The organism is Sanguibacter gelidistatuariae (assembly GCF_900096585.1).
Lineage (GTDB): Bacteria > Actinomycetota > Actinomycetes > Actinomycetales > Cellulomonadaceae > Sanguibacter > Sanguibacter gelidistatuariae.
This window is the reverse complement of the sequence record NZ_FMYH01000006.1, coordinates 104715-122044: the sequence shown is the minus strand read 5'-3', so window position 1 is coordinate 122044 and position 17330 is coordinate 104715. Positions and strand designations below refer to the sequence as shown.

At 69.7% G+C, this 17330-nt stretch carries 15 protein-coding genes and 1 tRNA gene; 12 read left to right on the top strand and 4 right to left on the bottom strand.

Annotated elements, in window-relative coordinates; translation table 11 throughout:
- Positions 1–18: 18 nt before the first annotated feature.
- The 3 genes from zwf to tkt form a co-directional block, all read right to left on the bottom strand.
- Entirely contained in the window at positions 19–1572 is a 1554-nt protein-coding gene (gene zwf / locus BLQ50_RS13585) for a glucose-6-phosphate dehydrogenase (RefSeq protein ID WP_093184599.1), read from the bottom strand.
- Positions 1573–1633: 61 nt separating this feature from the next.
- Positions 1634–2776 carry a transaldolase gene (gene tal, locus BLQ50_RS13580; protein ID WP_425424104.1) on the bottom strand — a complete coding sequence of 381 codons (1143 nt, stop codon included), beginning with the start codon at positions 2774–2776 and terminating at the stop codon, positions 1634–1636.
- Positions 2777–2874: 98 nt separating this feature from the next.
- On the bottom strand, positions 2875–5052 hold the full coding sequence (gene tkt / locus BLQ50_RS13575; RefSeq protein WP_425424098.1) for a transketolase: 2178 nt from the start codon (positions 5050–5052) through the stop codon (positions 2875–2877).
- Positions 5053–5554: 502 nt separating this feature from the next.
- Here tkt and BLQ50_RS13570 point away from each other — a divergent pair.
- The 12 genes from BLQ50_RS13570 (at position 5555) to BLQ50_RS13515 (ending at position 16222) form a co-directional block, all read left to right on the top strand.
- Positions 5555–6454, top strand: a complete 900-nt coding sequence (locus BLQ50_RS13570) for a heme o synthase (RefSeq protein ID WP_093184594.1) — start codon at positions 5555–5557, stop codon at positions 6452–6454.
- Positions 6455–6481: 27 nt separating this feature from the next.
- On the top strand, positions 6482–7417 hold the full coding sequence (locus tag BLQ50_RS13565) for a site-specific tyrosine recombinase XerD (RefSeq protein ID WP_093184591.1): 936 nt from the start codon (positions 6482–6484) through the stop codon (positions 7415–7417).
- Between the two features lie 220 nt (positions 7418–7637).
- Positions 7638–8519, top strand: coding sequence for a ParA family protein (locus BLQ50_RS13560; protein WP_093184588.1), 882 nt, complete (start codon positions 7638–7640; stop codon positions 8517–8519).
- A gap of 61 nt (positions 8520–8580) precedes the next feature.
- Entirely contained in the window at positions 8581–9414 is an 834-nt protein-coding gene (locus BLQ50_RS13555; RefSeq protein WP_217629184.1) for a segregation and condensation protein A, read from the top strand.
- On the top strand, positions 9407–10144 hold the full coding sequence (gene scpB / locus BLQ50_RS13550; protein ID WP_093184586.1) for an SMC-Scp complex subunit ScpB: 738 nt from the start codon (positions 9407–9409) through the stop codon (positions 10142–10144). The genes BLQ50_RS13555 and scpB overlap by 8 nt, the downstream gene beginning before the upstream one ends.
- Entirely contained in the window at positions 10137–10928 is a 792-nt protein-coding gene (locus tag BLQ50_RS13545; RefSeq protein ID WP_093184583.1) for a pseudouridine synthase, read from the top strand. Before scpB ends, BLQ50_RS13545 begins: the two co-directional genes overlap by 8 nt.
- A gap of 71 nt (positions 10929–10999) precedes the next feature.
- On the top strand, positions 11000–11362 hold the full coding sequence (aroH, locus tag BLQ50_RS13540) for a chorismate mutase (protein WP_093184580.1): 363 nt from the start codon (positions 11000–11002) through the stop codon (positions 11360–11362).
- Positions 11359–12096, top strand: coding sequence for a (d)CMP kinase (gene cmk / locus BLQ50_RS13535; RefSeq protein ID WP_245701222.1), 738 nt, complete (start codon positions 11359–11361; stop codon positions 12094–12096). The genes aroH and cmk overlap by 4 nt, the downstream gene beginning before the upstream one ends.
- Entirely contained in the window at positions 12093–12824 is a 732-nt protein-coding gene (locus BLQ50_RS13530) for a lysophospholipid acyltransferase family protein (protein ID WP_093184575.1), read from the top strand. The genes cmk and BLQ50_RS13530 overlap by 4 nt, the downstream gene beginning before the upstream one ends.
- Positions 12825–12948: 124 nt before the next feature.
- Positions 12949–14508 carry a ribosome biogenesis GTPase Der gene (gene der / locus BLQ50_RS13525; protein WP_093185002.1) on the top strand — a complete coding sequence of 520 codons (1560 nt, stop codon included), beginning with the start codon at positions 12949–12951 and terminating at the stop codon, positions 14506–14508.
- Between the two features lie 150 nt (positions 14509–14658).
- Positions 14659–16056 (top strand): UTP--glucose-1-phosphate uridylyltransferase, encoded by a 1398-nt coding sequence (locus tag BLQ50_RS13520; protein ID WP_093184573.1) that lies wholly within the window; start codon positions 14659–14661, stop codon positions 16054–16056.
- Positions 16057–16145: 89 nt separating this feature from the next.
- Positions 16146–16222: transfer RNA gene (locus tag BLQ50_RS13515), tRNA-Pro, on the top strand.
- Between the two features lie 511 nt (positions 16223–16733).
- Here BLQ50_RS13515 and BLQ50_RS13510 read toward each other — a convergent pair.
- Positions 16734–17198, bottom strand: coding sequence for an HD domain-containing protein (locus tag BLQ50_RS13510; RefSeq protein WP_245701220.1), 465 nt, complete (start codon positions 17196–17198; stop codon positions 16734–16736).
- Positions 17199–17330 lie beyond the last annotated feature (132 nt).

The following is a 17330-nucleotide window of genomic DNA, read 5'->3' as shown; positions in this document are numbered from 1 at the left end:
GTGGACAGGTGCGCGGTGTCATGGCCGACGCCAGGCGCGTCCGTCCCGGGCGAGCATCGCGTTGGCGGACTCCGGACCCCAGGTGCCCGACCGGTACGGGTCCGGCTTGCCCTTGCTGGCCCAGTGCGCGGTGATCGGGTCGAGGATCTTCCAGGACAGCTCGACCTCCTCATGACGCGGGAAGAGCGGCGGGTCGCCGAGCAGCACGTCGAGGATGAGGCGTTCGTAGGCCTCGGGGGAGGACTCGGTGAAGGCGTGCCCGTAGCCGAAGTCCATGGTCACGTCGCGGACCTCCATGGCCGTCCCGGGGACCTTGGCGCCCAGGCGCAGCGTGACGCCCTCGTCCGGCTGGACGCGGATGACGATCGCGTTCTTGCCGAGCTCGGTCGTCGCGGTGGACTCGAAGGGCAGGTGCGGCGCCTTCTTGAAGACGACCGCGATCTCGGTCACCCGGCGGCCCAGCCGCTTGCCGGCACGCAGGTAGAACGGGACCCCTGCCCAGCGGCGGGTGTCGATGTCGACGCGGATCGCGGCGAAGGTCTCGGTCGCGGACTCCGGGTCCGTGCCCTCTTCCTCGAGGTAGCCCACGACCTCCTCGCCGCCCTGCCACCCGGACTCGTACTGTCCGCGAGCGGTGTGCTTGGAGAGGTCGCTCGGCAGCCGCATGGCCGAGAGCACCTTGATCTTCTCGGCGATGAGGTCGTTCGCGCTGAAGGAGACGGGCTCCTCCATCGCGGTCAGCGCGAGCAGCTGCAGCAGGTGGTTCTGGATGACGTCGCGGGCCGCGCCGATACCGTCGTAGTACCCCGCGCGGCCGCCGATGCCGATGTCCTCGGCCATGGTGATCTGGACGTGGTCGACGTAGTTCGCGTTCCAGATCGGCTCGTACATCTGGTTGGCGAAGCGCAGGGCGAGGATGTTCTGGACCGTCTCCTTGCCGAGGTAGTGGTCGATGCGGAAGACCGAGTCGGGGGAGAAGACCTCCGAGACGACGTCGTTGAGCTCCTGGGCACTCTTGAGGTCGTGCCCGAAGGGCTTCTCGATGACGACCCGACGCCAGGCGTCCGCGCTCGACTTCGACAGCCCGGAGCGGGCGAGCTGCTTGCACACGACCGGGAAGGCGCTCGGGGGCACGGAGAGGTAGAAGGCGTGGTTGCCACCCGTGCCGCGGATCTCGTCGAGCTCGGCGACCGTCTGGCTGAGCCGCTCGAAGGCGTCGTCGTCGTCGAAGGTGCCCTGGACGAAGCGGATGCCCTCGGCCAGCTGGTTCCACACGGACTCGCGGAAGGGGGTGCGCGCGTACTGCTTGACGGCGTCGTGCACCACCTGGGCGAAGTCCTGGTCCTCCCAGTCCCGGCGGGCGAAGCCGGTGAGGGCGAAGCCGGGCGGGAGCAGGCCGCGGTTGGCGAGGTCGTACACCGCGGGCATGAGCTTCTTGCGGGCGAGGTCGCCGGTGACGCCGAAGATGACCAGGCCGCACGGCCCAGCGATGCGCGGCAGGCGAAGGTCGCGGGGGTCGCGCAACGGGTTGGAATCGGCTTCGATCTTTGCGTGTCTCACTGGCGCCACCATTTCTCAGAGTGCGGGTGCTCGTCCCATTATCAGGTGGGACCTTGAATCGTCTTGGGTCGTCTCAGGACTGGGCCGTGGCGAGACCGGTCGAGACGGTGGCGAGCAACTCTTCCCAGCTGGTGACGAACTTCGTGAGACCGTCCGTCTCGAGGTGCTCGGTGATCCCGGCGAGGTCGCCTCCCACGCCGGCGAAGGCGGCGATGGTCGCGTTGGCGTCGGCGACATTCGTCGTGATCGTGTCTCCGGTGATGACGCCATGGTCGGCGACGGCCTGCAGGGTCGCCTCGGGCATGGTGTTCACGACGCCGTCGGCGACGAGCTCGGTGACGTAGAGCGTGTCGGGGTAGGCGGGGTTCTTCACCCCGGTCGAGGCCCAGAGCGGTCGCTGCGGCTTCGCGCCGAGCGCCGCCAGGGCGACCCAGCGAGGGCTCGCGAGGATCTGGGTGTGGATGTCATAGGCGAGGCGGGCGTTTGCGACGGCGACCTTGCCCTGCAGAGCGAGGGCCTCGGGGGTGCCGATCGAGGCCAGGGCCGCGTCGGCCGCGCCGTCGACCCGTGAGACGAAGAAGGAGGCGACCGAGCCGATGTCGGTCACGTCGAGCCCCGCCGCAGCAGCCTGCTCGATCCCTGCGAGGTAGGCGTCGATCACGGCGGCGTAGCGCTCGAGGGAGAAGATCAGCGTGACGTTGACGCTGATCCCCGCGGCGATCGTCGCGGTGATCGCGGGCAGACCCTCGACCGTGGCCGGGATCTTGATGAAGAGATTGGGCCGGTCGATGGTCTGCCACAGGGTGGCGGCCAGCGCGATGGTGCCTGCGGTGTCGCGGGCCAGGCGTGGGTCGACCTCGATCGAGACGCGGCCGTCGACGCCGCCGGAGGCGTCGTGGGCAGGACGCAGGACGTCGCAGGCAGAGCGCACGTCGCGGGTCGTGATGGCCCACACGGCGGCGTCGACGTCGGGCGTGGAGGGGCCGTTCGCCAGCTCGCCCAGCTGAGCGCTGTAGCTCGAGCCCTTGGCGAGGGCGCCGGCGAAGATCGTCGGGTTGGTCGTCACGCCGACGACGTTGCGGGTCGCCATGAGGCCGGCCAGGTTCCCGGAGGTGATCCGGTCGCGGGAGAGGTCATCGAGCCAGATGGCCACCCCCTCTGCTGACAGCTGCGCGGTGGCTTCTGACTGAGTGGGGGCAATGCCGTTGGACACGATGACCTCTCCTAGGGATGTGGTGCTCGTTCGCTGCTGTTGCTGCTCATACTGCTGGTTCGGGGGCTCGGGCGCGCGCTGCACGCCCGAGCCCCCGTGGATCAGAGCTGGTCGCCCGTGCCACCCTCGGAGACGATGGGAGCGGCACCGGGAGCTGCCGAACCGACCGAGGCGATCGAGTCCTTCGCGGCAGCGGCCACGGCCTCGGCCGTGATGCCGAACTCACGGTAGAGGGTGGCGAAGTCCGCGGAGGCACCGTAGTGCTCGATGCTGATCGAGCGTCCGGCGTCTCCGACGAGCTCGCGCCAGCCCTGGGCGATGCCGGCCTCGACCGAGACACGGGCCTTGACCGAGGCTGGCAGGACCGACTCGCGGTAGGCGGCGTCCTGAGCGTTGAACCACTCGAGGCACGGAACCGACACGACGCGGGCGTTGATGCCCTCGCCGGCCAGCGCCTTGCGGGCGTCGACGGCGAGCTGGACCTCGGAGCCGGTGCCCAGCAGGATCACGTCGGGCGTGCCGTTCGGGGCCTCGGCGAGCACGTAAGCGCCCTTGGCGACCCCCGCGGCCGAAGCGAAGACCTCACCGGTCGCCTCACCCTCGCCGCGGCTGAACGTCGGGACGTTCTGGCGGGTGAGGATGACGCCGGCGGGTCGGTCGGTGTGCCCCAGGATCGTCTTCCAGGCCCAGGAGACCTCGTTGGCGTCGGCCGGACGCACGACGTCGAGACCCGGGATCGCACGCAGCGAGGCGAGGTGCTCGATCGGCTGGTGCGTCGGTCCGTCCTCGCCCAGGCCGATCGAGTCGTGGGACCAGACGAAGGTCGACGGGATGCGCATGAGCGCGGCGAGACGCACGGCCGGGCGCATGTAGTCGGAGAAGACGAGGAACGTTCCGCCGTAGGCGCGGGTGCCGCCGTGCAGGACGATGCCGTTGAGGATCGCGCCCATGGCGTGCTCACGGATGCCGAAGTGCAGGGTGCGTCCGTAGGGGTTGCCGGTCCAGGCGTTGGTGGAGTGCTCCGCCGGGATGAAGGACGGCTCGCCCTCCATGGTCGTGTTGTTCGACTCGGCGAGGTCGGCCGAGCCGCCCCAGAGCTCGGGCAGGACCGGTGCGAGCGCGCCGAGGACCTTGCCGGAGGCGGCGCGGGTCGAGACGGCCTTGCCGCCTTCGAAGGTCGGCAGGACGTCGTCCCAGCCGACTGGGAGGGTGCGGGTGCTCAGGCGCTCCAGGAGAGCGGCGCCCTCGGGGTTGGACGTCTTCCAGGCGTCGAAGCCGGTCGACCACTGCTTGCGCAGCTCAGCGCCACGGGCGCCGACCTCACGAGCGTGCGCGAGCACGTCGTCGGGCACGGCGAAGGACTCCTCGGGGTCGAGGCCCAGGTTGATCTTGAGGCCCTTGACCTCGTCGGCGCCGAGGGCGGAGCCGTGGATCTTGCCGGTGTTCTGCTTGCTCGGCGACGGCCAGCCGATGATCGTGCGCAGCGCGATGATCGACGGCTTGTCGGTCTCGGACTTGGCGGCGGCCAGTGCGGCTGCGAGCTCCTCGACGTTCTCGACGTAGCCCGTGCCGCCCTCGGTCCAGTCGACACGCTGGGTGTGCCAGCCGTAGGCGGCGTAGCGGGCCAGCACGTCCTCGCTGAAGGAGATGTTGGTGTCGTCCTCGATCGAGATGTGGTTCTGGTCGTAGATGACCACGAGGTTGCCGAGCTTCTGGTGACCGGCGAGGGAGGATGCTTCGGACGTGACACCCTCCTGCAGGTCGCCGTCGCCGGCGATGACGTAGATCGTGTGGTCGAAGGGGCTCTCGCCCGGCCCGGCGTGCGGGTCGAGGAGGCCACGCTCGCGGCGGGCGGCCATGGCCATGCCGACCGAGGAGGCCAGGCCCTGGCCGAGCGGGCCGGTCGTGATCTCGACACCGTCGGTGTGGGAGTACTCGGGGTGCGCGGGAGTCTTGGATCCCCACGTACGCAGCGACTTGATGTCGTCGAGGCCGACGTCGTAGCCGGAGAGGAAGAGCTGGAGGTAGATCGTCAAGGATGAGTGACCGGCTGATAGCACGAAGCGGTCGCGCCCGACCCACTGGGAGTCGCTCGGGTCGTGGCGCAGCACCTTCTGGAAGAGCAGGTAGGCGGCGGGGGCCAGCGAGATCGCGGTGCCGGGGTGGCCGTTGCCGACCTTCTCGACGGCGTCTGCGGCCAGGGCCTTGATGGTCTTGACCGCGCGGTCGTCGAGCTCTGACCACTCGAAGGGCTTCGCTGCGGGGGTGAAGGCGTTCACCGAACCTCTTTTCTTCGCAGGCATTGTGCCCGCTCGTTTCCGGTCGTGTTGGAGGACTGGCACGAGTCTGCACGATCGACGGCGCGAGGCGCCCCAGTCCCAGCAGTACTCTCTGCCACGATACGTCTGCCTGCTCACGCAGGCATGTACGCGTCCGCCAGACGGTCAGCGGGCGCGCGTGGATCGGCTTCGACCACAACGTCAGTCTAGCGCGTCGGGTCTGCGAAGTGTTAGCGTTCACAATCAAGGGTGTCGATGAACTGGGCAACCAATGTCACAGTCCATACCGGCTCGATGGGCGGGGGTTTGTCGGACCCGCGTCGTAGCATGGGGGGACGTTGGTCCCCGCTGCCCACGAGTCGTCTCGGGTACCTGACCTTCCATCGGACGCAGAACGGAACAGCCCCGCGTGCACACCTCGAGTCCAGCCTCGGCCCACCCGTCCAGCTCGCACCTGGGACACGGCGCCCCGGCACCGACAGCAAATGCCTCAGACGAGCCCATGACGCCGGCCGCCGTGCTGCGCGGCCGCATCGCCGCCTACGTCGCGCTCACCAAGCCGCGGGTCATCGAGCTGCTGCTGGTCACGACCGTCCCGACGATGCTGCTCGCGGCCGGCGGGTTCCCCTCGCTCTGGCTCGTCATCGCCACGCTGATCGGCGGAGCCGCCGCGGCCGGGGCCTCCGGGGTGCTCAACTGCTACATCGACCGTGACATCGACGAGGTCATGAACCGGACCAAGCGTCGCCCGCTGGTCACCGGTGAGATCACCCCGCGCAGCGCCCTGATCTTCGGCCTGGTGCTCGGCGCCTTCTCCCTCGTCTGGTTCGCGGTTCTGGTCAACATGGCTTCGGCGCTGTGGACGGCCGCCGCGATCGCCATCTACGTGGTCGGCTACACGATGATCCTCAAGCGCCGCACCCCGCAGAACATCGTCTGGGGCGGCATCGCCGGCTGCATGCCCGTGTTCATCGGGTGGGCCGCGGTGACGGGCTCGCTGAGCTGGGGCGCGGTCGCGCTCTTCCTCGTGATCTTCTTCTGGACGCCACCGCACTACTGGCCGCTGTCGATGAAGTTCCGCCGCGACTACGCCGACGCCGGTGTCCCGATGCTGCCCGTCGTCGCCGACGACATCAAGGTCGCCCGAGAGATGATCATCTACACCGTCGCGATGATCGCCTGCTCGCTCGCGCTCATCCCGCTCGAGGGGATGACCTGGGTCTACGCCATCATCGCCACGTGCCTGGGCGCCTGGTTCCTGGCCCAGTGCATCGGCATGTACCGCCGCGCCGCCGACCCGAGCCGCGGCAAGCTGGGCGCCATGAAGGTGTTCCACGCCTCGATCACCTACCTCACGCTGCTCTTCGTCGCGGTGGGCGTCGACGTCTTCCTGCCGCTGTAGCGCCGCAGAGAGACCCGGCCCGATCCCGTGTCAGCAACGACCACCGCGCGAGCGCTGCAGGAGTACCTCGACCACCTGACGATCGAGCGCGGTCGGTCGGCGAACACGATCACCGCCTACCGCCGCGACCTCGCCCGGTACACCGCTTACCTGGACGGCCTGGGGCTCGACCCCGGCGAGGTGACCATGTCGGTCGTCGAGGACTACGTCGTCGTCGTGCGTACCGGGTCCGACGGCGGGTCCGCCCTGGCCGCGGGTTCCGCCGCCCGCAGCCTGGCCGCGCTGCGCGGCTGGCACAGCTTTGTGCTCGACGAGGGTCAGGCCACCCACAATCCCGCGCACGGCATCCGGCCCCCGGCCCAGGGCAAGCGCCTGCCCAAGGCCATCTCGACGCACGAGGTCGAGCTCCTGCTCGCCGCGGCCGGCGCCGGCGACGGGCCCGCGTCGCTGCGGGACCGGGCGCTGCTCGAGCTGCTCTACTCGACCGGCGCACGCATCTCCGAGGCCATCAACCTCGACGTCGATGACCTCGACCTCACGCCCGGGTTGGCGTCCGTGCGGCTCTTCGGCAAGGGCAGCAAGGAACGCGTTGTCCCGGTCGGTTCCTACGCGGTCGATGCCCTCGACGCCTACCTCGTACGCGCCCGCCCCGAGCTCGCCGGCGCCGGGCGGGGGACACCCGGGGTGTTCCTCAACACCCGCGGCGCCCGGCTGAGCCGGCAGAGCGCCTGGGCGATCCTGCGCGCGAGCGCCGAGCTCGCGGGGCTTCCCGGGGCCGCGCACGTCTCCCCGCACACCCTGCGCCACTCCTTCGCAACCCACCTGCTCTCGGGCGGGGCCGACGTCCGCGTGGTCCAGGAGCTGCTCGGGCACGCCTCGGTCACCACGACGCAGATCTACACGATGGTCACGGCCGACGCGCTGCGCGAGGTCTACATCCAGTCCCACCCTCGGGCGCTCTGAACCGGCTCTGAACCGGTTCGGGACTGACTCTGAGCCGCCTCGGGACCGCCCCCGCCGGCCCCGCCGAGGCGCCCATCTCCCGCTGAGTGCGGTCAAACGGTTGCCGTGTGTCCGTTTTCGGCAGCCGTTCGGCCGCACTCAGCGGAAGGGGTGAGGGGCGGGGGGATGGACGACGGCGCGTTTCCGCTCGTGGTCAGCCGGGCTGAGGTAGCGTTGGCGCGTGAGCAGCCAGGCCCCGAGCGCAACCGAGATCAACGAACCGACCCTCGACCCCGTGGGACGTCCGTTGCTGGGCTTTGACGTCCCCGATCTGCTGGAGGGACACGGTCCCGCCCGGATCATCGCCATGTGCAACCAGAAGGGTGGCGTCGGCAAGACGACGACGACCATCAACCTGGGCGCGTGCCTGGCCGAGTACGGCCGCCGCGTGCTCGTCGTCGACTTCGACCCGCAGGGTGCGGCGTCGGTCGGCCTCGGAGTGAACACCCACGAGCTCGACCGCACCGTCTACTCCCTGCTCATGGAGCGCGCTGCCGACATCCACGAGATCATCGTGCCGACCCGCTTCCCGGGCCTGCACGTGCTCCCCGCCAACATCGACCTGTCTGCGGCCGAGGTGCAGCTCGTCGGCGAGGTGGCCCGCGAGTCGGTCCTGGCCCGCGTGCTGCGCCCGGTCCTGGACGACTACGACGTCATCCTTGTCGACTGCCAGCCGTCCCTCGGGCTGCTCACCGTCAACGCCCTCACGGCCGCCCACGGTGTGCTCATCCCGCTCGAGTGCGAGTTCTTCGCGCTGCGCGGAGTCGCCCTGCTGGTCGAGACGATCGAGAAGGTCCGCGACCGGCTCAACCCGCGCCTCGAGGTCGACGGGATCATCGCGACCATGTTCGACCCGCGCACCCTGCACTCCCGCGAGGTCATCGCGCGCGTCTACGAGGCATTCGGGGACACCCTCATGCAGACCGTGATCGGACGGACGGTGAAGTTCCCGGACGCCTCCGTGGCCGCCGAGCCGATCACCACCTACGCACCCACCCACTCCGGGGCCGTCGCATACCGCCAGCTGGCCCGCGAGCTCGTGGCGCGTGGCGACGCTGCCTGAGCTGACGCTGCCCGAGTTGACGCTGCCCCAGACGACCGCGGCCGTCGAGGCCGCAGGGCCGTTGGACATCGAGCCGTTGCACATCGAGCCGTTGCCCGTAGAGCCCACCGGCTTCCGGGTGCACCTGGAGAACTTCGAGGGTCCCTTCGACCTGCTGCTGTCGCTGATCGCCAAGCACAAGCTCGACATCACCCAGATCGCGCTCGCGCAGGTCACCGACGAGTTCATCGGGTACATCCGCGGCGCCGGCGAGCTCGTCGGCGACCTGTCCACCACGAGCGAGTTCCTGCTCGTGGCCGCGACGCTGCTCGACCTCAAGGCCGCCCGGCTGCTGCCCACCGGCGACGTCGAGGACGCCGAGGACCTCGCCCTGCTCGAGGCCCGCGACCTGCTCTTCGTCCGGCTGCTGCAGTACCGCGCGTACAAGCAGCTTGCTGGGGTCTTCGCCGACCGGATCGCCGACCAGGGACGCGGCCTCCCGCGCGCCGTCCCGCTCGAGCCGCACTTCGCCGAGATGCTCCCCGAGCTCCTCTGGACCACGACCCCCGCGGACCTCGCGGCTCTGGCGACCCAGGCGCTCGCACCGCGTCCCGGTCCGCCGCAGGTCGACACGAGCCACGTGCACGCCCCGGCCGTCAGCGTCCGCGACCAGGCAGACGTGATCGCCCGACGCCTGCGTCGCGACGGCCCGGCGACCTTCCGCGTCCTCGTGGCCGACGCCGAGTCCCGGCTCGTGATCGTCGCGCGCTTCCTCGCGCTGCTCGAGCTGTTCCGGGAAGGCGTGCTCGCCTTCGACCAGGTGATCCCGCTCGGTGACCTCACCGTGCGATGGACCGGCGCCGGAGAGGGCGACGTGATCTTGACAACACTGACCTCGGAGGTCGGCGATGACTGAACAGCTCGAGGAACACGAGACCGGGCACCCCGCACAGGCACCTACGCAGCCGGCCGGCGCCGCCGACATCGACGTGGACGCCCTGCCCGGGGGAGCCCTCGCAGCGATCGAGGCGATCCTCATGATCGCCGAAGCGCCGGTGTCTGCCATGCGCCTCGCGGTAGCCCTGCACCTGCCCCTCGAACGGGTCGAAGACCTGCTCTGGCGGCTGTCCACCGAGTACTCCCAGGCCACGCGACCGCAGGGATTCGAGCTGCGGGAGGCGGGCGGTGGATGGAGGTTCTACTCCGCGGCGGCCTTCGCGGGCGTCGTCGGGCTATTCGTCACGGACGGGCAGTCGGCCCGGCTGTCCCAGGCAGCACTGGAAACTCTTGCGGTGATTGCGTACCGTCAACCTGTCACCCGCGGACAGGTTTCTGCTGTTCGGGGGGTCAGCGTCGACGGCGTCGTGCGCACTTTGACCATGCGTGGCCTCGTCGCCGAGGTTGGCACGGAAGCGACCAGTGGTGCGACCTTGTACGGAACCACGGGATACTTCATGGAGCGCATGGGCTTTACGTCGCTCGACGAGCTACCCGCACTGGCACCACATCTGCCCGAGATCGACTCCGAGGAGATGGCCGACGACGCACAGCGTCGCGGCCTGGAGGAGCGATGGGCAGTGCCGGGACCCGCCGAGATGGCGGAGCAGCCCGATGCGACCAAACTGGAGGAAAAAGTAGATGAGTAACACCCGTGGCGGCCGCAAGAAGGCACGCCCGCAGGAAGCGCCCCGCGACGTCCACGTGCCCGACGGCGTGCGGCTCCAGAAGGTTCTGGCGACCGCCGGTCTCGGCTCGCGTCGAGCCTGCGAGAACCTCATCACCGCCGGGCGCGTCGAGGTCGACGGCGTCCTGGTCACAGAGCTCGGCGTCCGCATCGACCCCGACAAGAACATCATCCACGTCGACGGCCTGCGGATCCAGCTCGACCAGTCGATGCTCACGATCGCGCTCAACAAGCCGCTCGGCGTCGTCTCGACCATGCACGACCCGGACGGTCGCCCCACTCTCTCGGAGTACGTCGCGGACCGCCCCGAGCGCCTCTTCCACATCGGCCGGCTCGACGCCGACTCCGAGGGCCTCATCCTGCTGACCAACGACGGCGAGCTGGCCAACCGCCTGGCTCACCCCAAGTACGAGATCCCCAAGACGTATCTCGTGCACGTCGAGGGCCGCGTGCAGGCGACGCTCGGCAACAAGCTCACGCATGGCATCGACCTCGAGGACGGCGTCGCGAAGGTCGACAAGTTCAAGATCGTCGACTCGACCCCGCACGCCACCCTCATCGAGGTCGAGCTGCACGAGGGCCGCAACCGCATCATCCGCCGCATGTTCGCCGAGGCCGGCTACCCGGTCAACCAGCTCGTGCGCACGAAGATCGGCCCGGTCCGCCTGGGCGACCTGCGTCCCGGACGCGTGCGGGTGCTCGGCCAGACCGAGCTCGGCACGCTCATGGCGGCCGTCGACCTCTGAGCTGGCAGGCCGGCTCTGCTCGACGCTTCACCCGACCCTCTGCTGTACCAGGACGACCCAGGGAGTGACCCATGACGGTGCGCGCGATCCGCGGCGCAACGCAGCTCGACGTCGACGAGCGTGAGCACCTGTTCGAGCGCACGACCGAGCTCGTCAAGGAGGTGCTCGCCGCGAACGACCTCTCCACGGAGGCGCTCGTGTCGATCATCTTCACCTGCACCCCGGACCTCGTGTCCGACTTCCCCGCCGCGGCGGCACGGGAGATGGGCCTGGGTGATGTACCGCTCATGTGCGCCACGGAGATCTCCGTGCCCGGCGCGCTGCCGCGCGTCGTGCGCCTCATGGCACACGCGAACGTCGAGGTGCCGCGCGCCGACGTCCGCCACGTGTACCTGCACGGGGCGACCAGCCTGCGCAAGGACCTCGCGCAGTGAGCGGGGCTGTGGGTCGCGTCACCCCGCTGACGATCGCGATCGACGGGCCGTCCGGGTCGGGCAAGTCGAGCGTGTCCCGTCAGGTCGCCCACCGGCTCGGGCTCGCCTACCTCGACACCGGCGCGATGTACCGCGCCGCCACGTGGTGGTGCGTCCGCCAGGGCGTCGACCTCGCCGACTCGGGCGGGGTAGCCGCGCTCGTGGCCGCCATGCCGCTCGAGATGGGTCTTGACCCGCTCGATCCCACCGTGCACGTCGACGGGACGGACATCGCCGAGGCGATCCGCGACTCGGCAATCTCCACGGCTGTCAGCGCGGTCGCCACGAACCTTGCCGTCCGCGCGGAGCTGCAGGCCCGCCAGCGCGCCGCGATCGAGGCCGAGCGGACCGGCGGCTTCTCCGGCGGCGCCGGCGTGGTCGCCGAGGGCCGGGACATCACCACGGTCGTCGCCCCCGACGGCGACGCCCGCATCCTGCTCACCGCGAGCGAGGAGGCGCGCCTGGCGCGCCGCGCCCGCGACGTGCACGGAGCCGACGACGCGGCCGCCGTCGAGGCGACGCGCGACCAGGTGCTGCGTCGGGACCGCGACGACTCGACCGTCTCCCAGTTCCAGGTGGCAGCCGACGGCGTGGTCACGGTCGACTCCTCCGACCTCGACTTCGAAGAGACCATCGCCGCCGTGCTCCACGTGGTCGCCACCGTCACCGGATCGGCCGCCGGACTGAGCCGGTGAGACCGGACGACAGCTCTGCCGCTGATGGCACCCCCGCGCCGCCTCCGACGCCGGGCGCCCCGGGACCGCGCGGACCGGCATGGTCCCGCTGGGTCGGCCGGTTCCTGGCCCGCGTGGTGTGGAACACCGAGGTCGTCGGCGCGGAGCACGTGCCGACGACCGGGCCGGTCCTGCTCGCCGCGAACCACACCGGCATCATGGACGGTCCGATCATCCTCGGCGTCGCGCCCCGACCCGTGCACATCCTGATCAAGGAGTCCTTCTTCCAGGGTGTGCTCGGTGTGATCCTGCGCGCAGCCGGGCAGATCCCCGTCGACCAGGACAGTCCGCGGTCGGCGCTGACGATCGCCGTGGCGGTGCTGCGCCGCGGGGGTGGCGTGGGGATCTTCCCCGAGGGCAACCGCGGACGCGGCGACCTGGCCGGCGTCCGGGCCGGTGTGGCCTGGCTCGCGCTCACCAGCGGCGCCCCGGTGGTCCCGGTCGCCGTCCTGGGAACCCGGCGTACGGGGGAGAAAGTTGGCGTGATCCCGGGTCTGCGACGCCGTCTGGTGGTCGAGTTCGGCCCGCCCGTGGTGATCTCCCGCGGACCGGGGACGACCGGTAAGGCGGCCCTCGCGCAGGGAAACGAGCAGGTCCGACAGGCGCTGCGCGCGGTCGTGGCGAGCGCCGTCGGGCGCAGCGGCATCCCCTTGCCGGTCGACGATCCCAACCGCGAGCGGCCCGCCTGATCCGTGTGTGAGGTGCGGAGGGCCGGTGCGCGCAGGGTGCAGGCGCGGGCCCGGACGGACGCCCCGGCGTCGGGCAGGAACGGGTGTGTTCGTAGAACCCCTCTCCGGCTGGGACAATGGGTGCATGAGCACGCCTGAACAGAACTTTTCCGAGGACCTGACCGCGCCCGCGGCGTCCCCCGCAACAACCCCCAGCGCCCCGAGCGAGGCAGCAGCCTCCCAGGTGCCAGCCGGCGACAGCGACGGGCCCTCCGACGAGGTCCGTGAGCGCGCCCTGCGCGTCGGGCTCGAAGACTACGAGCTGGCCGAGGACGACCTCGCGCTGCTCGGTGGCGAGCTCGGTGAGGGTGGCGACGACGAGGCGCCCCTCGCGCTGCCCGTGCTGGCCGTCGTCGGACGCCCGAACGTCGGCAAGTCGACGCTGGTCAATCGCATCATCGGCCGCCGCGAGGCGGTCGTCGAGGACAAGCCCGGGGTGACCCGTGACCGCGTGAGCTACCCCGCCGAGTGGGCCGGGCGCCGCTTCATGCTCGTGGACACCGGTGGCTGGGAGGTCGACGTCGCCGGCATCGAGGCGCGCGTGGCCGAGCAGGCTGAGGTCGCGATCAGCCTCGCCGACGCCGTCATGTTCGTCGTCGACGCGACCGTGGGGCCGACGTCGACCGACGAGCAGGTCGTGCGGATGCTGCGCCGGTCCGGCAAGCCCGTCATCCTGTGCGCCAACAAGGTCGACGGCCCGCGTGCCGAGGCCGACGCCTCCGAGCTGTGGAGCCTGGGGCTGGGCGAGCCCTTCCCCGTCTCCGCGCTGCACGGACGCGGCACCGGTGACCTGCTCGACGCCGCCATGCGCACCCTGCCGACCGAGACGGTCCACGGCACGCCGGTTCCCTTCGGCCCCCGCCGGGTCGCGCTCGTCGGACGCCCCAACGTGGGCAAGTCCTCCCTGCTCAACAAGGTCGCCGGAGCCGAGCGCGTCGTCGTCGACTCCGTCGCCGGAACCACCCGGGACCCGGTCGACGAGCTCGTCGAGCTGCGCGGCAAGCAGTGGATGTTCGTGGACACCGCCGGTATCCGCCGCCGCGTGCACCAGACGTCCGGCGCGGACTTCTACGCCTCGCTGCGCACGCAGGCCGCGATCGAGAAGGCCGAGGTCGCCGTCGTGCTCCTCGACGCGAGCGAGAAGCTCACAGAGCAGGACACCCGCGTGATCTCCCAGGTGGTCGACTCCGGTCGGTCCGTGGTGATCGCGTACAACAAGTGGGACCTCATGGACGAGGACCGTCGTCCCTTCCTCGAGCGCGAGATCGAGCGCGACCTCGTCCAGGTGCAGTGGGCCCCGCGGGTGAACATCTCCGCGGCGACCGGCTGGCACACCGACCGGCTCGTGCCGGCCCTGGAGAAGTCGCTCGCGTCCTGGGACACCCGCATCTCGACCGGGCGCCTCAACTCCTTCCTCGGCGAGCTTGTCGCCGAGCACCCGCACCCGCTGCGTGGCGGCAAGCAGCCGCGCATTCTCTTCGCGACGCAGGCGTCCACGCGGCCCCCGCGCTTCGTGATCTTCGCGACCGGGTTCCTCGAGGCCGGCTACCGTCGCTTCATCGAGAGGCGCCTGCGCGAGACCTTCGGCTTCGAGGGCTCGCCGATCTCGATCTCGGTGCGCGTGCGCGAGAAGCGCAAGCGCTGATAGTTCAGTGCGCAAGCGCTGAGTCTGTCGTTCCTGACTGCTCCCTGACCCGGGCAGCTGACCAGAGCCACCCGGCTCGGGTCCGGCTGTCCGGGTCTGTGCATTCCCTGGGTCTGTGTGTTCCCTGGTGGTTGTCCGTAGGATCGGGCCATGAGCGAATCCGGACTGGACCAGGCGCGGCGCAAGATGCGCGACGGCGGAGTGCACGCAACCGCGATCGACGTGTTCTCCCACTTCTACGGATTGTTGGAGGCGGGGGAGACGGGGATCATCGCCGAGGCAGATGTCGACCCGCTTGTTGATGTTCCGCGCCAGGTGGACCTCGACATCGCCGAGGAGGTGGGGCGCGCTGCGCTCGCCCAGACGGCGATCATCAAGCTCAACGGCGGTCTCGGGACGTCCATGGGGATGGACAAGGCGAAGTCGCTGCTCAAGGTCCGCGGTGAGGAGTCGTTCCTCGACGTGATCGTCGGGCAGGTTCGGCATGCTCGCGCGGCCTACGGGGTCCGGCTGCCGCTCGTGTTCATGAACAGCTTCCGCACCCAGGACGACACCCTCGCGGCCCTGGCTGCCCACCCCGATGTCGCGGTCGAGGGCGTGCCGCTGGACTTCCTGCAGAACCGCGAGCCGAAGCTGCGCGCCGACGACCTCACGCCCGTCGCCTGGGAGGCCGACCCGAGCCTGGAATGGTGCCCTCCGGGGCACGGGGACCTGTACACGGCCCTGCAGGCGTCCGGGGTGCTCACGGCGCTCCTGGCGGCCGGGTTCAAGTACGCGCACGTCTCCAACTCCGACAACCTCGGTGCGGCGCCCGATGCGGCTCTCGCCGGGTGGTTCGCGTCCTCGGGGGCGCCCTTCGGCGCCGAGGTAGCCGTGCGGACCCCTGCGGACCGCAAGGGCGGCCACCAGGTGGTCCGCAAGAGCGACGGCCGCATCGTGCTCCGGGAGACCGCACAGACACTGTCGACTGATGCTGGGGCCGCCGCTGACATCTCGAAGCACAAGTACTTCAACACGAACAACCTCTGGTTTGATCTGTCGGCGCTGGCAGAGGAGCTTTCTCGGTCCGGGGGAGTGCTCGAGCTGCCGCTCATCCGGAATTCCAAGACGGTGGATCCGTCGGATGCCTCGTCGACTCCGGTGATCCAGATCGAGTCCGCCATGGGGGCCGCGATCGAGGTGTTCGAGGGGGCCGTGGTGCTCGAGGTCTCGCGGTCCCGTTTTTTGCCGGTGAAGACGACGAGCGACCTGCTGGTGCTGCGGTCCGACGTGTACGAGCTGGGGGAGGACTACCGGCTGACGGCGGTCGTGGACGCGCCTCTGGTGGATCTGGATGCTTCGTTCTACAAGACGATCGGTTCCTTCGACGAGCGGTTCGCCTCAGGGGTCCCGTCGCTGGTCCAGGCGACGTCGTTGACGGTGGCGGGGGACTGGACGTTCTCGGCCGATGTGACGGCCGTGGGAGCCGCTGTGCTCGCCGATCCGGGCGCTCCGGCCACAGTGCCGGACGGGGCCACCATCAGGGCCGACGGCGTGACGGAGTCGTGAGTACCTCTTCCCATGGGGTAATGTTCTCTACGGCCCTCCGGGGTCGGTGAGGTTCTCACAGCGGGTCTTCGGGCCACGGTGGGAACCTTCGGGATGTGGCGCAGCTTGGTAGCGCACTTGACTGGGGGTCAAGGGGTCGCAGGTTCAAATCCTGTCATCCCGACCAGCGTTTACGCAGGTCGGAGGCCATCACCGCGAAAGCGGTGGTGGCCTTTTTCGTGTCTGGGAGCCTAACTGGGAGCCTAAGTCTGGCGTGGACGCGGGTGGACACGATTCGATAACGATGGTGGCGGGAATGGCTTCCGCTGGTCGGGCAGGCGGCGAAGACCGCTCGGGTGCTCCTGCTGGGAGCGTGGGCTCGTTCTACGCGATAGCCCTGCCCACTGCCGCGTAGCCGGTGCTCGGCGTACGCCCTGAGGGCGAGCGACAGGTGCTCAGCCTCGGCGACAGGCTCATCTACGAAGCACCCGTCACTGTCGTCAGCGATGCCTGGTGCTGACGATCTCGAGCACGGCTATCTTGCCTGTGAGGGTGCCCCCAGCCCAGCGCACCTGGCGCTCTCCAACGAGCACGACGAAGCCTGCAGCTGTCAGAGCATCGATCTCAACCTGCAGCGATCGCTTACCTTCGCGGACGGCACAGAAGCCCTGTGTGATTTCCCGAGTCGGCGTATGGGTTCATTCAAGTCCGAGCGTCTGGCGGGCCTTGGCGTACTTAGCGGCTAGGCGGTCGCGGTCGGCCTCGGCGAGCCGGGCGGTGCGCCAGCCGGCGGTGTTGTCGCGGATGTCTGCGTCTTTGACGGCGAGTGCGAGTGGATTGCTCTTGATCCGCTGGTAATAGATGTCGTCGGGGGTCTCCGCGGTGCGGGTGAGGAGGACGACGGCATCGACCACGTCAGGCCTCATGCCCGCGGCGAGAAGGTCCTCAGCGGTGATGTCGCAGTCCTCGATGACGTCATGAAGCCATGCGACCGCGACGGCGTCAGTGGCGTCGTCTGTGACCGTGGCGGCGGCGAGGTCGGCGACTCGCCGGGGGTGCTCGATGTATGGCTCTCCGAGCTTGTCGACCTGGCCGCGGTGCGCGATCACCGCAATTGCACTTGCCCGCACTACTTGTTCCCTGCTCGCCTCCTGGGTCGTCACCGGCCCAAGATCGACCCTGTCTGAGTCATTGGGCATGAGTTCGGGAAATTGCATGCGCTTCATCCTTGTCGTCGTTGTTGGCTCGATGGTAGCGGTCGGCTCTGACACCGCATTGCATGAGCGCTCGAACAG

Bases quoted from the DNA above. Each gene is read 5' to 3' on its own strand.
- der (WP_093185002.1), top strand. From the start codon at position 12,949: ATGAGCACGCCTGAACAGAACTTTTCCGAGGACCTGACCGCGCCCGCG.
- BLQ50_RS13570 (WP_093184594.1), top strand. From the start codon at position 5,555: ATGACGCCGGCCGCCGTGCTGCGCGGCCGCATCGCCGCCTACGTCGCG.
- scpB (WP_093184586.1), top strand. From the start codon at position 9,407: ATGACTGAACAGCTCGAGGAACACGAGACCGGGCACCCCGCACAGGCA.
- BLQ50_RS13545 (WP_093184583.1), top strand. From the start codon at position 10,137: ATGAGTAACACCCGTGGCGGCCGCAAGAAGGCACGCCCGCAGGAAGCG.
- BLQ50_RS13520 (WP_093184573.1), top strand. From the start codon at position 14,659: ATGAGCGAATCCGGACTGGACCAGGCGCGGCGCAAGATGCGCGACGGC.
- zwf (WP_093184599.1), bottom strand. From the start codon at position 1,572: ATGGTGGCGCCAGTGAGACACGCAAAGATCGAAGCCGATTCCAACCCG.
- aroH (WP_093184580.1), top strand. From the start codon at position 11,000: ATGACGGTGCGCGCGATCCGCGGCGCAACGCAGCTCGACGTCGACGAG.